Below are 16486 nucleotides of genomic sequence, written 5' to 3'. Positions count from 1 at the left end.
TTTCTTAAATTTACTTGCAAACAAAGCTACTTGCCTTGCCTGCATCGCCACCCACGTATATAGCCACCTTTGGATAAGCACACACTAGAAATTCCTTGCCAGCGTAGGTCTTGCTCTTAGCTAGCATACTCTTTGGCGCTTCGCCCTTTTCGTGCCACGCTTCAAGCGCACTAAGCGGATCGACGTCATCTATGCCGTTGCCACCACCGCAGTGGTTCATCCCAGGTAGCGCAAAAAATGCCGTGAAATTTTGGCTATTTTCATTATTAGCCTCTAGCTTTTTAAACCAGTCCCTTTGATCTTTAGCTGAAAAAACTGGGTCTGAGACGCCAGTTACTATTATGAGTTTGCCACCATTTGTGCTAAATGTGTTAAGGTCTGTTGAGATGGCGTCATTTATCGCTGCGGTCTCAAAAGTCTTTGGCGTGTCTTTGTCAAAGTCAAAATTTATCGTGTCAAAATTTGGCTGCGCTGGCGTTAAAAAGTAGTAATTCACCGAGCCGCTTGAAAGCGTGATGTTTCTGGCGTTTGGCTTGGCACTTTGCGAGTCGCCCAGCTTCCACTGCCTCCAGCCCTCAGCGCTCACTCCTGAGTCGTAAAACCAGTCGCTATAAATTTGCTCGCCCTTGCTGTTTTTGGCTCCGTTAAAGATTTTCTCTATCGCCTCTATCTTTTGCTTATCTAAATTTAGACTTTTTGGATCAAATTTGCATGCTTCCCACGCATTGATGATCCCATCTTTTAGTCCGTCTAAGCCGTCACATTTTTCTAGTACGGCGTGGCTTAGCTTGTCAAGGTCGTCCTGCGTTAGGGCATTTGCAAAAATTTTCTCGCCTTTTTCATTTTTTGGAGCTATCTTCATAAGGGCTTGGTTGTCCCACTGCTGAGCGATCGCCGCGCGAGATAGCCTAAAGCCAGGGTTTGCAGCGATGACGCCGTCAAATTCAAGTGGATAGCGCTGGGCTGCGATTAGTGCTGCCCTACCGCCATTTGAGCAGCCCATAAAGTAGCTATGTTTTGGCTTTTTGGCGTATGCGGCGGCTAAAATTTGCTTAGCTGCGTCCGTAACCTTGCCGATCGCATGATAGGCGTAGTCTAGCCTTGCTTGCTGATCTAGCCCAAACTCAGCCGTTGGCTCTGGGTGGCCTGAGTTTGTAGTAACTACCGCGTAGCCTCTAAGAAGCGCTGGTGTGGCTGTGCTTGTGCGTATCGGCACCGCGCCAAGAGCAGGTGCTACAAAGCCGTCCATGCCGCCCCCACCTTGAAATAAAAACTTCTCATTCCACTGCTCTGGCAGCCTTAGCTCGTAATCAATCGCATACTCTTTGCCGTCACTTCCAGTGCGCTTATAGAGTTTGCCATGCACCACGCAGTGAGGCTTTGCTTTGATAGTGTTTTTACTGCCACCAGTTAGCGCAGACATCTTATCGGCTGATACTTCGCCACTCTCATTCCACACCGCATCTATCATCTCGTTGTTTAAAATTTTCACATCTTTTAAACTCTCACATCCTGCCTTATCAAGGGCAAAAGCCGTGCTGCCAATGAGTGCAAGTGCGCAAAAAAGTGAAATTTTATTCATAACATCTCCTAAAATTTTACCTTGCTAAATGAGGTCTCGTTTTTTAGACCAAAGCCGTCAAATTCATCTATTAGCCCAGCTCGCTCTTTGGCATAAGCCTTGTAGTTTTCGCTGTGGCGGTAGCTCTCAAAGCTAGCTTCGTCTTTGTAAATTTCAACCAGCACCCACTTTCTAGGTGCCTCTTTTTGACTAAAGGCAAACTGCGCGTAAGCGCCCTCATCTACGCTTTTTTGCATATATTTTTTGATGATCTTTTCAAATTTCGCATCGCTCTTTGCCTTAAGGCTTAAATTTGTGATGTGAAGGTAGGCGTCTTCTAGGCGCTCTGGCGTTAAATTTTTAGAAAACGCAGCCCTCTTTTTCACGCTTATAGCCTTTTTACTAGCTAAAATTTCATCACTCGCACTTACAAATTTCTTAAAATGCGCCGAGCTTATATGCTTTTTATAAGCCGCCTCGTCCTTGTAAAACTCAAGCACGTAAAATAGCTCTGGCTTGCTCTTTGCGCTCGCAAAAAAGATCGCCTGCGTGCCTGGCTCGCTCTTTGAGCTAAGAATATTTTCCCTGCCAAGACGCTTTAGCAAGCTCTTGTTATTTGGCGTAGAAAGCAGCTCGTATAAGCTCACTTTCGCCTCCGCTCCAAAGGCAAATGCCGCCAAAACCGCTAGTAAAAATAGCTTTTCAAACATCAAATCTCCTTAAATTTATCTCTGCTCAACTCTTTTCACCCAAGCAAAAAGCTCGTCTAAGTCGTAGTCACCGCCATGACCTTGCCCCCAGACCGCTTCGAAATCAACCTCTTTGCCAGCATTTTTAAGCGAAAGTGCGAGCACAGCAGGCACCACAAGGGCTAAGTCGGTGTCGTTTGTGCCCTGTCTTATGCGGTAAAATTTCGCCGAATTTTTATTTTTAGCGTAGTTCATTACATTCATCATCTTTATGACGCCAGCCTCCGCCATCTCGCCTTTGCTTCGCTCTTTTGCAAATTTAGTAAAGTGCTTTGCAGGCGTTTTGCTATCGCCAAAGAGGTCATTTTCAGGATTTTCTAGCCCAAATCCGTCAAAGGCAACCACCGCTTTAGCGCGTTTTAGCGAGGCTATGAAGTCTTCTAGCTTAAATGTATATCCAAGCGAGCAGCCCTGTGTGTCAAGAGTGATAAATTTAGGCGTGAGCGTGCTTTTGTCGCTGCTTTTTGTAGCGGTAAAAGCATTTGAGATGAGAGCGTTTATATACTCTTTGAAGCTGCCCTCGCCATTTTCATCAAGGCTTAGTGCGTGGCCTTTGGCGTCTTTTAAATTTAGCGAGTTTAGATAGGCTGGGAATTTACTCTTTAGCTCGCGCGAGAGCTCTTTTTGCGTGGCGTTTAGCTCGCCTGTGATCATCTTTGGCTTTTTGCTCCTGTCGTTAAAGCTAGCCGCGTCAAGACTTGTAAAATCAATCCTTTCAAATTTATCCAAATCCCCAAACATCCACTCATACGCCTCGTCTTCATGCTCCAAATTTGTAACAGGACAGTAGGCTGAGACGGCGTAAATTTGATCATCCGCCTTTGCAGCGCCTAGCTCTTTAAGATATGGCTCATACTCTTTTGCCTTTGCGCTAACGCCTAAAAGTGCTGACATCGCGCCACCTGCGCTCGTGCCGTTTGAGATGATCTTATTTGCGTCGCCTGGCATAAATTTGTCGTTAAATTTAAGATATCTAACGGCCGCTTTTAGATCAACTATCGCAGCTGGGGCTTTGCCGATGAAGCGCTCGCCCTCTTTTAGAGTCCTGCCCCTAGCGCCAACGCTTGCCACGACGTAGCCTCTAAGAAGCGCTTCGAGGGTGGCATTTGGTTTTTCGTTTTGGATTTCTGGCTTTTGTGGCATTGCGCTCATGTAGCCGCCAATAGCATTTGGCATAAAAATGGCCGTCTTTTGGTCGCTAAATTTACCCTCTGGCACATAAAAATTTAGCACCTGATAGTCACTAACTGGCTTTGCCACATAGACTATGCCCTCATAAGCTCTAAATTTAAGTATCCTATCGCCAACTTGCACGCTTTTTAGCTCAAACTTGCTCTCGTCAAATTTAAGTTCATTTCCAAAGCAAGCACCTACTAAACAAACCCCTAAAATAGCAACTCTAACGCCTTTCATGATCTGCCTTTTTATTTTGTCCTACTTTTTTGCTTTACTAGCCTTGGCGTAGGCTACCAGGGCTTTAGCGCCTAGTTATCTTTTGGCTCGTATTTGATCGCGTAGTCAAATTTTGGCTTGCTTAGGCTAAACTCAAAGCTATCTCTATCGACCGAGCCAACGCAGCAATGGCTATCATAAAGGCGAAGCAAAAACTCCGCCATCTGCTCGCTCGTGTGATACTTTTTAAACGCTTTGTCGTAGTCGTAGCTCTCTTGGCTAGTTGCCACCATGCCAAATTCTGTTTTTGTGGCAGCTAGAGCTAGCACTTTTGCTTGCATCTTTGCCTGCTTGTCTTGTGCTAGCTCGTGGTAAAGTCCTTCGCTAAAGGCACTTACGAAAAATTTACTAGCGCAGTACGTGACCGCGTTTGGCACGATCTTGTAGCCGCCTATTGAGGAGATGTTGATGAGCTGCGTATCTTTGTCTTTGTATTTTTTCGTAAAGAGTGTTGAGAGTGTCACAAGAGAGATGATGTTTAAATTTATCATCTGCGTGATTTTTTCTAAATTTTGCTCGCCGACCTTGTTGTAGTCGCCAAAGCCAGCATTGTTTATAAGTGCTTTTAGCTCATATTTTTCTAAATTACGCCAAAGGGATATGGCATTTTCTTGCTTTGAGAGATCACAAATCTCTATAACGACATCAACACCCGAAAATTTAGCTATCTCGCTTTTTAGATTTTCTAAAAGCTCGCCGCGTCTAGCAATAAGGATCAAATTCTCCCCGCGCCTTGCAAATGCCTTTGTCACGGCCGCTCCTATGCCTGAGCTTGCTCCGGTGATGGCGATATATCTTTTCACTTCACATACTCCATAGGGCTATAAATTTTCACACCCTCGCTGTGGTCATCTTGCGCTACTTGCACGATCACCTTAGCGATGTCAGCCGCCTTCATCGGACGATACTCGTCAAAAAAGCCTTTTGGGATAAATTTAAACGCCTTTATCGCCAGGTACTCGCCAAGCCTAAATTCCTTTCTCTCAGCCTCGATAAGTGGCAGCCTAACGACGTGAAATGAGTTATATCCAAGCTCTTTTATCTTTGCTTCTGCTTGGCCTTTTGCCTTTAGGTAAAACGAGCCTGACTTTCTGCTAGCACCTGCGGCTGAGAGTAAAACAAAGCGTTTTGCCCCACACTCCAAGCCAAATTTTGCAAAATTTAGCGGATAGGTCACATCGACTTTGTAAAACTGCTCCTTGTGCTTTGCCACCTTCATCGTCGTGCCAAGCGCGCAAAATACATCATCAGCGATAAATGGCACCTCATCTTTTAGCTCGTCAAAATTTACTATCTTTACTTCAAGCTTTTCATGGGTAAATTCTAGCTCATGCCTAGCAAGGGCGATAACCTTACTATAATGCTCGCTCACGCATAAATTTTTTAAAATCTCACTTCCCAAAGCACCGCTAGCTCCAGCTATAAGGGCGATCTTTTTCATATCTTTCCTTTGTAAAATTTAGATAAATTCTATCTCGCTAAGGCAAAAATTTCACTTATGGCCTCTTTTGTATAAATTTGCTCCAAGCCCCTGCCCTTGGCGTAGTCATAAACTAGCGCCATGATCTCGTCTAAATTTGTCTCATCAACGCCGATTTCTATAAGGCTTGTTGGCGTGCCGATCTTGCTAAACCACTCTTTTAGCTTTTTAATAGCCTCGTCCGCGTCATCCACGCCAAAAATTTCTTTGCCAAAACGCTTAAATGCCTTTAAATTTCTACTCTTATACCACTTCATCCAAGCTGGCATCACCACACTTAGCCCAGCCCCATGCGCGCAATCAACTACCGCTCCTATGGCGTGCTCGATCATGTGATTTGGATATGAGTAGCCAGCTGTGCCAACGTAAGTTAAGCCATTTAGCGCCATCGTAGCAGCCCAGGCAAACTCGCCTCTAGCGTCGTAATTACCTGGCTCTTTTAGCAAAATTTCAGTCGTTTTCATGACCGTTTTGATGTTTGCTTCGATGTATAAATTTATGATCTCAGGCTGAATGCTCGCCGTAAAGTAGCCCTCGATGCTGTGAGCGATGATGTCTGAGGCCGAATAGACCAAGTACTCCTTGCTAACGCTTGCTTGAAGAAGCGGGTTTACCACTGAGACTTTTGGGTAAAGACAAGCGCCGTGCATGGCAAATTTCTCTTTTGTGGCTTCATTTGTAACGACTGAGCCGCCGTTCATCTCTGAGCCAGTTGCTGCAAGCGTTATGATGTCAAAGATCATAAGCGCTTCACTTGGATCTTTGCCGGTAAAAAAGTCCCAAACATCGCCGTTATATTTAACTCCAGCGGCCACAGCCTTTGCCGTGTCAAGCACCGAGCCACCACCTATGGCTAGCACACTATCAACACCTTGCTTTTTAGCTAAATTTATAGCCTCATTTACCTTGCTTAGCACTGGATTTGACTTCACGCCACCGATCTTGCAAAACTCGATACCATTAACACTTAGACTCTTTGCTGCGACATCAAAAAGACTATTTTTTATGATCCTATCGCTGCCATAGATGATAAGCGTCTTTTTAACGCCAAATTCCTTCATATATCTGCCAATGTTTTGCTCTTTGTCTTTGCCAAATTCTATTTTAGTAGGGTTTAAAAAGCTGAAATTTTGCATAGTTTCTCCTTATTAGTTTTAATGATTATAGTTTTGCAAAGCAAAAATTTTTGTTAAAAATAATGAGTAGAAATTTAAAAGTTTCTTAGTTTAATAGGAAGTTTCGAGATGATTTTTTTCGGATCGAAGCTACTTTTAGCATCAACTAAATTTCCAAAATTTTTACCTGTGCTAAGGAATTTTTGCAAATAATAATTGCCTCTATATCCAAGGCCATAAAGAATTTCAGACATCAAAGAAATATCTGCTTCATCTAAAAAATCTGCATGCACGGTTGTTCTTACTTCAAAATCGAAATTTATCTCAAGCAGATATTTTAGTGTGCTAATAAATTTTTCATATAAATTTGAGCCGGTTACGCCCACAAATTTCTCTTTTGGCGCTTTAAAATCAAGTGCGATATAGTCAATCAGCCCTTCGCCTATCGCCTCTTTTAAAATCTCAATATGAGAGCCATTTGTATCGACCTTTAGGCAAAAATTTCTTGACTTAACCTCTCTTGCAAGTTTTAAAAACAAAGGATTTGCCGTGCATTCGCCACCGCTAAAGACGATGCCATTTAGCTTACCTATGCGGCGGTCTAAAAAGTTACAAACCTCAGCCATTTCTATATTGCCATTTGAATTTACAACTTCTATATTGTAGCAATACACACATCGCATATTACAGCCTGCAAACCAAACTACTGCAGCCACTTTGTCTGGATAATCAAGCGTAGTAAATGGCGTTATACTAAAGACTTTATGCAAATTTATGGACCTTTTGAGATTTAAAAGGCACAGAAGATTGTGCCTTTTTTATTTGAGTTTTTGTGTTTTTATTGGCTGCGGTGATTATCTTTTGCAGCAACTTGCGTATTCATCAAATTTAATACGCTCTTTGTGCTCACCTTTTTTACCAAGGTTAAAGCTCTCAACTGGGCGATGATAACCCATAACACGAGTATAGACTACGCATTTTGTGCGTTTATCTTGTACTTTTTCTAAAATTTCTTTTTCTGTCATTTCCTCTCCTTATTTGGAATTGTTTTTCTCTTTTTCTATTAATTCTGCATCACAAAGCGGACAAAATTCATGTTCTCCAGCAATGTAGCCATGCTTTGAACAAACGCTAAACACAGGCGTTATCGTGATATATGGAAGCTTATAATTTGAGATTATGCTCTTTACAAGCTCCTTGCAAGCTTTAGGTGAGCTGATCCTTTCTTTCATATAAAGGTGAAATACTGTGCCACCAGTGTATGAAGTCTGAAGATCATCTTGCAAATCAAGTGCCTCGTAAGCATCATCTGTAAAATTTGCTGGAAGCTGGGTTGAGTTTGTGTAGTAAATATTCTCCCCACCACCTGCTTGGATGATGTCTGGATAGCGCTTTTTATCCTCTTTGGCAAAGCGGTATGTTGTGCCTTCAGCTGGAGTCGCCTCAAGGTTGTATAAATTTCCAGTCTCTTCTTGAAATGTCCTTATCTTGTCGCGCAAAAACTCAACCATCTCAATAGCAAAATCACGTCCAAATTTTGTTGAGATATTCTCTTTATCATTTGTGAAATTTCTAAGAAGCTCGTTCATGCCATTTATACCGATTGTGCTAAAGTGGTTGTTAAAGTGCTTTAGATATCTAGCCGTATAAGGATAAAGCCCTCTGTCATACATCTCTTGGATAAATTTACGCTTTTTTTCAAGCGTTGATTTAGCAAGTTCTAAAAGATAGCTTAGCCTGTTATAAAGTGCGACTTTATCGCCTTTGAAGTTGTATCCTAGGCGAGCTAAATTTATAGTAACAACGCCGATAGAGCCTGTCATCTCTGCACTACCAAAAAGACCACCACCTCGTTTTAAAAGTTCCCTTAGATCAAGCTGCAAGCGGCAGCACATAGAGCGGACATGTCCTGGTTTGTAGGCTTTTTCGTTTTCTATCTTATTGCCATTTTCGTCATAAGTGTATTGTGAGCCGATAAAATTTTGAAAGTAGCTTGAGCCCATTTTGGCGGTGTTTTCAAAGAGTACATCCGCCACTTCGCTATCCCAATCAAAATCCTCTGTAATATTTACCGTTGGTATCGGAAATGTAAAAGGCTGCGAGCACTTGTCGCCAGCTGTTAAGACCTCGTAGAAAGCCTTGTCTATGCGTGCCATCTCAGGCTCAAAGTCCTTATAAGTCATATCGATCAAATTTTTCCTGCCACGCTCGTTTGCTTTTTTCAAAATTTTCTCATCTTTTACGTTAGTAAAGAGATGTATATCATCGCTCGTTGGGATCTGATCTCTTAGGTCGCTTGGGCAGGTGATGTCTATTGTTACGTTTGTAAATGGACTTTGTCCCCAGCGTGCAGGCACGTTTAGGTTAAAAATAAAGCTAGTGATCGCCTTTTTGATCTCAGCGTCACTTAGATCATCTTTAAAAACGTAAGGCGCAAGGTAGGTATCAAAGCTAGAAAACGCCTGAGCACCAGCCCACTCGCTTTGCAAAATTCCTAAGAAATTTGCCATTTGATAAAGCGCCTCTCTAAAATGCTTTGGTGCTTTACTCTCAACTCTGCCACGAACGCCGTTAAAGCCCTCATTTAACAAGGCTCGCAAGCTCCAGCCAGCACAATACCCTGTAAGGCAGTCAAGGTCGTGGATGTGGTAGTCGCCATTTCTGTGAGCAAGACCCTCTTCTTTACTATAAACAGCGTCTAGCCAGTAGTTTGCTATGACTTTGCCAGCGGTGTTGTTTATAAGGCCTGCGTTTGAGTAGCTTGTGTTTGAGTTTGCAGAAATTCTCCAGTCGGTGCCGTTTATATACTCATTTATAGTTTGAGTTGAATTTATGTAAGTCGTATCGTCATTTAGGCCTAAAATTTGCTCGCGTTGAAGCTTATGCGTGTGGCGGTAGAGCATAAAGCTCTTTAAAACGTCGAAATACCCGCTATTAAATAGCTCTTTTTCGATCGCATCTTGGATGTCTTCGACTGTTATCGCGCTTGATTTTTGAAAGATATCTTGGACAACATTTGTAAAAACTTTCTCATCATAAGCTAAATTTTCGCTAGCAAATGCTTTTTTTATCGCATCTACTATCTTATATGCTACAAATTCTTGTCTTGTGCCATCTCTCTTCAAAATCTCACGCATTACTCGCTCTTTCTTCTAAATTTTTCAATATAAAGTTTAAAAGTATAGGACAAGAAAGCTTAAACAATAGATAACTATTTTATTTTGTTTAATAATATTTATCAAAAAATATAAAATTTTGGAAAGTTTTCTTAAGTATATTTCTACCTAGTTTATGTACTTTAAACTAAAATTTGATTATTTTTACTTAAATAATTTTTTAGTTTTAGTTTTTAAAGTATTATATTTAAAAATTTTACAAATCAATCAAGCTTATTTGAGTATCATTTCAGAAATTTAAAAAGATAAAAATGACTTAGATGAATATACAAATAGCAAATATCTACTAGTCTTAAAGTGGATCGCTATCAAGAAAAACTATATAATACGATATTTTTAAGCAATAAAATAAAGCATGGATTATGATTGCATGCAAGCTATAAAAAAACGGCACTATAAATCTATTACATTAATTTTCTAACTACCTAATTTATCTTTGATCTTTTGAATAAAATCAAAATATTCTTTTTTGATATTTTCTTTTTTAGCATTAATTGCTAGTGCATTTTTTATCTCTTGCCTTTTTTCTTTATCTTGACTTACGGCTTTATCTATATTGTCAATGCTAGATTTCTTTTTATCGTAGTCATAGTTTTCGTTATACTGTTTGATTTTAGCTGACAAATAATCTACTTCATAAAAATCTTCAAGTGTTTTTATTTTATTGGATTTATCGCAAACTTCATCATACTCAAGCCAATTTTCTTTTAAATCAGGAAAATCTTTTTCAAAATCTTTTCTTTTGTTCTTTGAAGTTTCATCACTATCGGATATTATGAGAAATTTTTTTCTAGTTAGCATCATCATTGTAGTTATTATATTAACTTCTTTTATGCCTCCCATATAAACTAGACCGCAATCTTTAAAATCTTTGTCACTATAAGCAATTTTAAACACTTTATAATCCGTATATCCTTCAAAAATAATATTTTTTGACTGTATACTTTCAAATATATGGCTTCCAATTGCTCTTTTTAAAAGTTCGTCTTCTTGAAACGGTGATTCGTCTTGTGGGACTATTTCTGAAATATCGTCCTTTCTTTCTATAACCAGATGTCTTTCTATGCACTCGTTGTCTATCATAAAAGGGGAATGCGTAGAATATATTACAATATCTTTTTCTGAAATTTTTAATAATTCTTCTTTTAAAAATTTTGCACTAGTTGGATATAAAAAAGCATCTGGTTCATCAAATAAGATTAATCTATTATATTTTCGTGTTCTAGATTCGATCGACAACATAAGTAATATTGCTATAAATCTTTTAAAGCCATCACTTCTATCTTCATTAGAATAAAACTCTTTTTCTTTTATTCGTATATCAAACTCTTCACCATCTTTCGTTATAACAAACTCTATATTTTTTAAGTCGGGCCATATTTCTCTAAATTCTTTTGTTGCTTTATTAGATATATTGTCTAAAAAGCTATGTAGTCCTTTATCTTTTTTGGCTGCATTTTCAATATCTTGTTGAATATCTTTTATATTGCTTAAATAAAAAATATTTTTTAAAGGCATACATATGTCTGGGTTATTTTTAAAGTTTTCTATATTTACGTTAGGTGGTAATAAATGACTATCGCTATACTCCCAAAATATAGCTCGCCTATAAATATTTTCCATGGGCTTTATATTTTTTATTATTTCAAACACAATTCTCTCTATGTAATCATATGTCAAAGGCTCAAGCAAAGGACTATTACTTTCACCTTCTAATTTTGCAATTTGTTTATTATCTGTACTATAGTAGAATAAGTTAGATATTTTATATTTATCATTTAATTCTTCATATTCTCGGTAGATTAAGCTCGGTGTATCATTATCTTTTATACTCAATGTTAATATCATTTCACCAAAAGCTTCTTGAATAAAGCTTTCAATACTTAAATTATTTTCAAAAATATCTAGACTTTCTATATGATATTCTTCGATTAATTTTTCTTTAATATCACTAATGTCTTTTTGTGTAAGCTTAAAGATAGCATCAATATAATATTCATCATTATCCGAAGCTGTTTTTCTTTGATCTTTTATGCCAACCTTATATCCATTAAATACTGCGGATATGGCCTTTAATATATTACTTTTTCCTGCCTCATTTTTGCCTACTAATATTAAACATTTTTTTCCATTTTTTTCTTTGATATCTATCTTCATATCTTCTATAGAACGAAAATTCTTTATTTCAAATCTATCTAGTTTCATATATTAATCCTTTTGTTCTCTACTGACATCCTTCGCATTCGATCGAGCGGTCAGCTACGTCGTTTAGTTTTTCACTGTCTGGTGACTCTGAGCGTAAATAGTAGGTTGATTTTAGTCCAAGCTCCCATGCAAGTGTGTAAATTTCACTTAGATATCCGCCGCTTGCTTTGTCTAAGCTCATGAAGATATTTAGACTTTGACCTTGATCGATCCACTTTTGGCGGATCGCGCCTACTTTTATAAGAATTCTCTGATCAAGCTCATAAGCTGGCGTGTAAAACTGCCAAGTATCAGGGCTTAAATTTGGCACGACATTTGGGATCATACCGCTTAGGTTGTGCTCAAACCACTTGCGCTTATAGACTGGCTCGATAGTTTGAGTAGTGCCAACAAGGATCGAGATCGAGCTAGTTGGAGCGATCGCCATTAGGTAGCCATTTCTCATTCCGTCACGCTTAACCTTTTCTCTTAGCTTGTCCCAGTCGCAGACATTTTCGTCAAATAGCCCGCCTTTGTCGTTTAAAAGCGCTTTTGCGTTCTCGTTTGCGGTGTCTATCGGCATGATGCCTTTGCTCCATTTTGAGCCTTCAAATTTTGGATAGACGCCCTTTTCTACGGCTAAATTTGAGCTAGCATAGATCGCGTTGTAGCTTATGTTTTCCATTATGCTATCAATGAGAGCCAAATGCTCATAGCTGCCCCATTTTACATTTTTCTCAGCTAGCATTTGCGCCTCGCCCATGACGCCAAGTCCGATCGAGCGAGAAGATAGGTTTGTGTGTTTTACCTTTTTGTGCGGGTAGAAATTTAGATCTATAACATTATCAAGCATCCTGATAGCTATCGGCACGACACGCTCGATGTCCTCTTTGCTGTTTATCTTACTCAAATTTATACTTGCAAGGTTGCAAACTGCCGTTTTGCCCTCGATGCTCTCTTTTTCTACGATAAAAATTTGCTTGCCTTTTATGCTATCAAGCGCGCTAAGCTTTTTGGCTTTTTTAGTTATGCCACTATCTACAGTGACGTCTTCTTCTTCGTCAAATAGCTCCTCGCCGCCATCTTCATAAGTGATCTTGATCTTATAGTAGTTTGGCGCTGTGTTTTGGAAAATTTCGGTGCATAAATTTGAGCTTCTGATGATGCCCTCGTGGTCGTTTGGATTTGCTTTGTTGGCATTATCTTTAAAGCACAAAAATGGCATGCCCGTTTCAAAATAGCTGGTTAAAATTTTCTTCCAAAGCTCTTTTGCAAGGATGGTATTTTTCTGGATATTTTCGTCGTTTTCATACTCTAAGTATCTCTTCTCAAACTCCTCACCATAAAGGTCGCAAAGGTCGCTTACTTGAGCTGGGTCAAAGAGGCTCCAGCGGCCATTTTCTTTGACACGCTTCATAAATAGGTCGTTTATCCAAAGCGCAGGGAAAAGCTCGTGTGCGCGGCGTCTCTCTTCGCCTGAGTTTTTACGAAGATCGAGAAAATCGCTCACGTCCATGTGCCAAGGCTCGATATAAACAGCGATCGCGCCCTTTCTAGTGCCTAGCTGATCGACCGCTACTGCTATGTCGTTTGTCACTTTTAAAAATGGTATGATACCGCCAGCTGCGTTTTTGTGTCCGTCGATACTGCCGCCCATCGCACGTACCTTGCTCCAGTCCCAGCCGATACCGCCGCCAAATTTTGAAAGTAGCGCCATCTCTTTGTAGCTATCAAAAATGCCCTCGATATTATCGGGCGTGCTGCCTACGTAACAGCTACTTAGCTGGTGGCGTGTAGTCCTTGCGTTTGAAAGCGTTGGGGTGGCGAGCATCACTTCAAATTTAGAGATAAGGTCGTAAAATTTCTTAGCCCAGCCTTGGCTGTCTAGCTCGTTTTGTGCAAGAAACATCGCAATTGCCATAAACATGTGCTGTGGTAGCTCTATTGGCATGCCATTCTTATCTTTGATGAGATAGCGGTCATAAAGCGTTTTGATACCAAGGTATGCAAACTGAAGGTCACGCTCAGGCCTAATGTAAGCGTTTAGATCCTCAAGATCGTACTTCTCTTTTAGTCCAGGGATGATACGGCCTACTTTTTCACCTTTTACTAGATAATCTTTTAAGTGATTGTAGCCGTTAAAGCCAGATACTTTGTGATAAAGATCGTATAAAAATAGCCTTGCAGCGACAAATGTCCAATTTGGGCGGTCGATGTCGATCTTATCAACTGCTGTTTTTATAAGAGTCTGCTGAATTTCCTCAGTCGTGATCATGTCCCTAAACTGGATTTTCGCATCTACCTCAAGCTCGCTAAGGCTTACATTGCTCAGTCCAAGAACTGCTTCGTTTGTGTATTTTTTGATCTTACTGATATCAAGCTCTTCGGTTCTGCCATTACGTTTTATAACTTTCAAAAATATCTCTCCATGTTAAATTTTAATTTGGGATTTTATCCAAAAGGAGATAAAAACTCTCTTTGTTAAAAAAGTGCTCTTAAATATAAAATTTGACTCAAAAAATAATATTTTATTTTTAAAAAATTAAAAAATTAAAAAATTTGATCTTATTTTAAAATGATTGTAAAAAATTTTTGAAGCGATGTCTTGAAGCAAGAAGCATAAATTTGCTTCTTGCATTTAAATTTACTTGCCAAAGACCCTGGTGAAAATTCTATCTACGTTTTTAGTGTAGTAGTTGTGGTCAAAGCACTCTTTGATCTCATCTTTGCTAAGGCTCTTGGTTAGATCCTCGTCGTTTAGTAAATTTTGTAAAAATAGGCTGTGACCTTGCTCGTCGATCGCTTTTTTACCCTCTTGCAAGTCTGCCCAGACCTTCATAGCATTGCGCTGAACGATCTTGTAGGCGTCCTCTCTAGAAATTCCACGTTGTGGTAGCTGCAAAAGTACGCGCTGTGAAAAGACTAGTCCGCCTGTTAAATTTAAATTTTTCATCATATTTTCTGGATAGACGACTAAATTTGCTATCAAATTTTTGATGCGAACCAGCATAAAATCAGCCGTGATAAACATATCTGGTAGGATAAATCTCTCAACTGAGCTGTGGCTGATGTCGCGCTCGTGCCAAAGGGCGACGTTTTCAAGAGAAGGCGTGACGTATGAGCGTAGCACTCTGCAAAGGCCGGTGATGTTTTCGCTAAGGACTGGATTGCGTTTGTGTGGCATAGCGCTTGAGCCTTTTTGTCCTGGACTAAAATACTCCTCTGCCTCATAAACCTCGGTCCTTTGGTAGTGTCTAATAGCAACTGCGATCTTCTCGCAAGTAGAGGCTAAAACTGCGATGGCGCTCACCACATGCGCGTAGCGGTCACGCTGGATCACTTGGTTTGACGCTGGGGCAGCCTTAAGACCTAGCTCCTCGCATGTTAGCTCTTCAAATTCCATCGGAGCGTGGGCCAAATTTCCCATAGCGCCTGAGAGTTTACCGTAGCTGATCGTATCTTTTGCGTCTTTGATGAGCTTTAGCGCCCTTGCGATCTCATCGTACCAGATGGCAAGCACAAGGCCAAAAGTTATCGGTTCGCCGTGGATGCCGTGGCTTCTGCCAACCATGAGTGTGTGTTTGTGCTCATTTGCTCTGTTTTTGACCGCCTGCATGAACTCCTCTACGTCGCTGATGATGAGCTCTAGACTCTCTTTCATCTGAAGTGCAACGGCTGTGTCGATGCAGTCGCTTGAGGTCATGCCGTAGTGTACGAACCTGCTCTCCTCGCCAAGGCTCTCGCTGACACTTGTTAGAAATGCGATGACGTCGTGTTTTGTTGTCTTTTCTATCTCATCGATACGAGCTACTTCAAATTTAGCGTTTTTGCAAATTTTCTCACAGTCGCCGTCGCTTATGAAGCCAAGCTTATTCCAAGCTTTAACTGCAGCTTTTTCTACCTTGAGCCAAGCATCATATTTTGCTTGTATGCTCCACTTTTCAGCCATCTCTTTACGCGAGTATCTTTCGACCATTGTTGAACCTTTTTGTATTAGTTTTCTTCATCATAAAAGTAAATTTTAGCCTTGAAAGCTAAAAATCACATCGTATAATTTTATAAAATTTAAGTTTGGATTATATAAAATCCGTGCTGAAATGTCGGTTATACGCTTATAAATTTGTGCTTAAGCTAACTCACTCGTTTTTAAAAGGATTACCTTGCCCTACGTAAATAAATTTATTGCCACTGCAAACAAACAAAAAGCGTATAAAATTTTAATGAAAACTGGCTTTAGTATGAGAGAAGCGCAACGCCTCATAGATAAAGGTAGGCTGATATGTAGCGGTAGTGTCGTGATTGAGAAAAATGCCGTTTTGTGTGGCGATGTCTTTTTAATCGACTATGAGGCTGAGCCAAAGGGACTTAAGCCGATCTTTGAGTGCGAAAGCTTTGCGGTATTTGACAAGCCAAGCGGGGTGCTGAGCCACCCAAATGGCAGACACTGTGAGTACTCGCTAAATGATGAAATTTATACACTTTTTGGACGAGATGCAAGCGTGGCACATAGGCTGGACTTTGAGACGAGCGGTGTGATAGTCGTGGGCAAAGATAGAAATTCTACGATTAAACTAAAGAAAATTTTTGAAAATAGAGAGGTTTTTAAAAGCTACGTCGCAATGGTACAAGGTAAGATCGAACGAGAATTTATGATCGATGCCAAAATGGATCTAGCAAACAACTACGACGATGTGAAAATGCGGATGCAAATTTGCAAAAACGGCAAGAGCGCTGTGACTAAAATTTTGCCGATCAGATATTTTGACGAT

At 40.2% G+C, this 16486-nt stretch carries 11 protein-coding genes and 1 pseudogene; 1 reads left to right on the top strand and 11 read right to left on the bottom strand.

Features of this window, described 5'->3' with window-relative positions; translation table 11 throughout:
- Positions 1-10: 10 nt before the first annotated feature.
- The 11 genes and pseudogenes from A3854_RS01390 to purB all read right to left on the bottom strand — a co-directional run bounded on the left by A3854_RS01390 (position 11) and on the right by purB (position 15693).
- On the bottom strand, positions 11-1582 hold the full coding sequence (locus tag A3854_RS01390; RefSeq protein ID WP_084041009.1) for a tannase/feruloyl esterase family alpha/beta hydrolase: 1572 nt from the start codon (positions 1580-1582) through the stop codon (positions 11-13).
- Positions 1583-1590: 8 nt separating this feature from the next.
- A complete protein-coding gene (locus tag A3854_RS01385; RefSeq protein ID WP_084041008.1) occupies positions 1591-2271 on the bottom strand; it encodes a putative quinol monooxygenase in 681 nt (226 codons plus the stop codon).
- Positions 2272-2286: 15 nt separating this feature from the next.
- Positions 2287-3723, bottom strand: coding sequence for a subtype B tannase (locus A3854_RS01380; protein WP_084041007.1), 1437 nt, complete (start codon positions 3721-3723; stop codon positions 2287-2289).
- A 71-nt stretch (positions 3724-3794) separates the two neighbouring features.
- Positions 3795-4565 carry an SDR family NAD(P)-dependent oxidoreductase gene (locus A3854_RS01375; RefSeq protein ID WP_084041006.1) on the bottom strand — a complete coding sequence of 257 codons (771 nt, stop codon included), beginning with the start codon at positions 4563-4565 and terminating at the stop codon, positions 3795-3797.
- The gene (locus tag A3854_RS01370; RefSeq protein WP_084041005.1) at positions 4562-5203 is read right to left on the bottom strand and encodes an NAD(P)H-binding protein; all 642 of its coding nucleotides are present in this window, start codon (positions 5201-5203) and stop codon (positions 4562-4564) included. The genes A3854_RS01375 and A3854_RS01370 overlap by 4 nt, the downstream gene beginning before the upstream one ends.
- 29 nt (positions 5204-5232) lie before the next feature.
- Entirely contained in the window at positions 5233-6378 is a 1146-nt protein-coding gene (locus A3854_RS01365; protein WP_084041004.1) for an iron-containing alcohol dehydrogenase, read from the bottom strand.
- Between the two features lie 74 nt (positions 6379-6452).
- Positions 6453-7127, bottom strand: a complete 675-nt coding sequence (locus A3854_RS01360; RefSeq protein ID WP_084041003.1) for an anaerobic ribonucleoside-triphosphate reductase activating protein — start codon at positions 7125-7127, stop codon at positions 6453-6455.
- A gap of 84 nt (positions 7128-7211) precedes the next feature.
- Positions 7212-9494 (bottom strand): annotated as a pseudogene (locus tag A3854_RS01355) (ribonucleoside triphosphate reductase).
- A gap of 456 nt (positions 9495-9950) precedes the next feature.
- Entirely contained in the window at positions 9951-11738 is a 1788-nt protein-coding gene (locus tag A3854_RS01350; protein WP_084041001.1) for an ATP-dependent nuclease, read from the bottom strand.
- 19 nt (positions 11739-11757) lie between these two features.
- Complete coding sequence (locus tag A3854_RS01345) at positions 11758-14133, bottom strand: ribonucleoside-diphosphate reductase subunit alpha (protein WP_084041000.1); 2376 nt, start codon at positions 14131-14133, stop codon at positions 11758-11760.
- A 228-nt stretch (positions 14134-14361) separates the two neighbouring features.
- On the bottom strand, positions 14362-15693 hold the full coding sequence (gene purB / locus A3854_RS01340; RefSeq protein WP_084040999.1) for an adenylosuccinate lyase: 1332 nt from the start codon (positions 15691-15693) through the stop codon (positions 14362-14364).
- Positions 15694-15877: 184 nt separating this feature from the next.
- Between purB and A3854_RS01335 the strand changes: the two genes are divergently transcribed.
- Positions 15878-16486, top strand: a 609-nt coding sequence (locus tag A3854_RS01335) for a pseudouridine synthase family protein (RefSeq protein ID WP_084040998.1), incomplete at its 3' end; no start/stop codon positions are given.

Origin of the sequence: Campylobacter concisus (assembly GCF_002092845.1) — a bacterium.
In the GTDB taxonomy this organism is placed as follows: domain Bacteria; phylum Campylobacterota; class Campylobacteria; order Campylobacterales; family Campylobacteraceae; genus Campylobacter_A; species Campylobacter_A concisus_AQ.
The sequence above is the reverse complement of the archived record's forward strand: the minus strand, read 5'-3'. Positions and strand labels throughout refer to the sequence as shown.

Coding starts and splice junctions, on each gene's coding strand:
- A3854_RS01385 (WP_084041008.1), bottom strand. CDS start 2,271: ATGTTTGAAAAGCTATTTTTACTAGCGGTTTTGGCGGCATTTGCCTTT.
- A3854_RS01350 (WP_084041001.1), bottom strand. CDS start 11,738: ATGAAACTAGATAGATTTGAAATAAAGAATTTTCGTTCTATAGAAGAT.
- A3854_RS01370 (WP_084041005.1), bottom strand. CDS start 5,203: ATGAAAAAGATCGCCCTTATAGCTGGAGCTAGCGGTGCTTTGGGAAGT.
- A3854_RS01380 (WP_084041007.1), bottom strand. CDS start 3,723: ATGAAAGGCGTTAGAGTTGCTATTTTAGGGGTTTGTTTAGTAGGTGCT.
- purB (WP_084040999.1), bottom strand. CDS start 15,693: ATGGTCGAAAGATACTCGCGTAAAGAGATGGCTGAAAAGTGGAGCATA.
- A3854_RS01390 (WP_084041009.1), bottom strand. CDS start 1,582: ATGAATAAAATTTCACTTTTTTGCGCACTTGCACTCATTGGCAGCACG.
- A3854_RS01365 (WP_084041004.1), bottom strand. CDS start 6,378: ATGCAAAATTTCAGCTTTTTAAACCCTACTAAAATAGAATTTGGCAAA.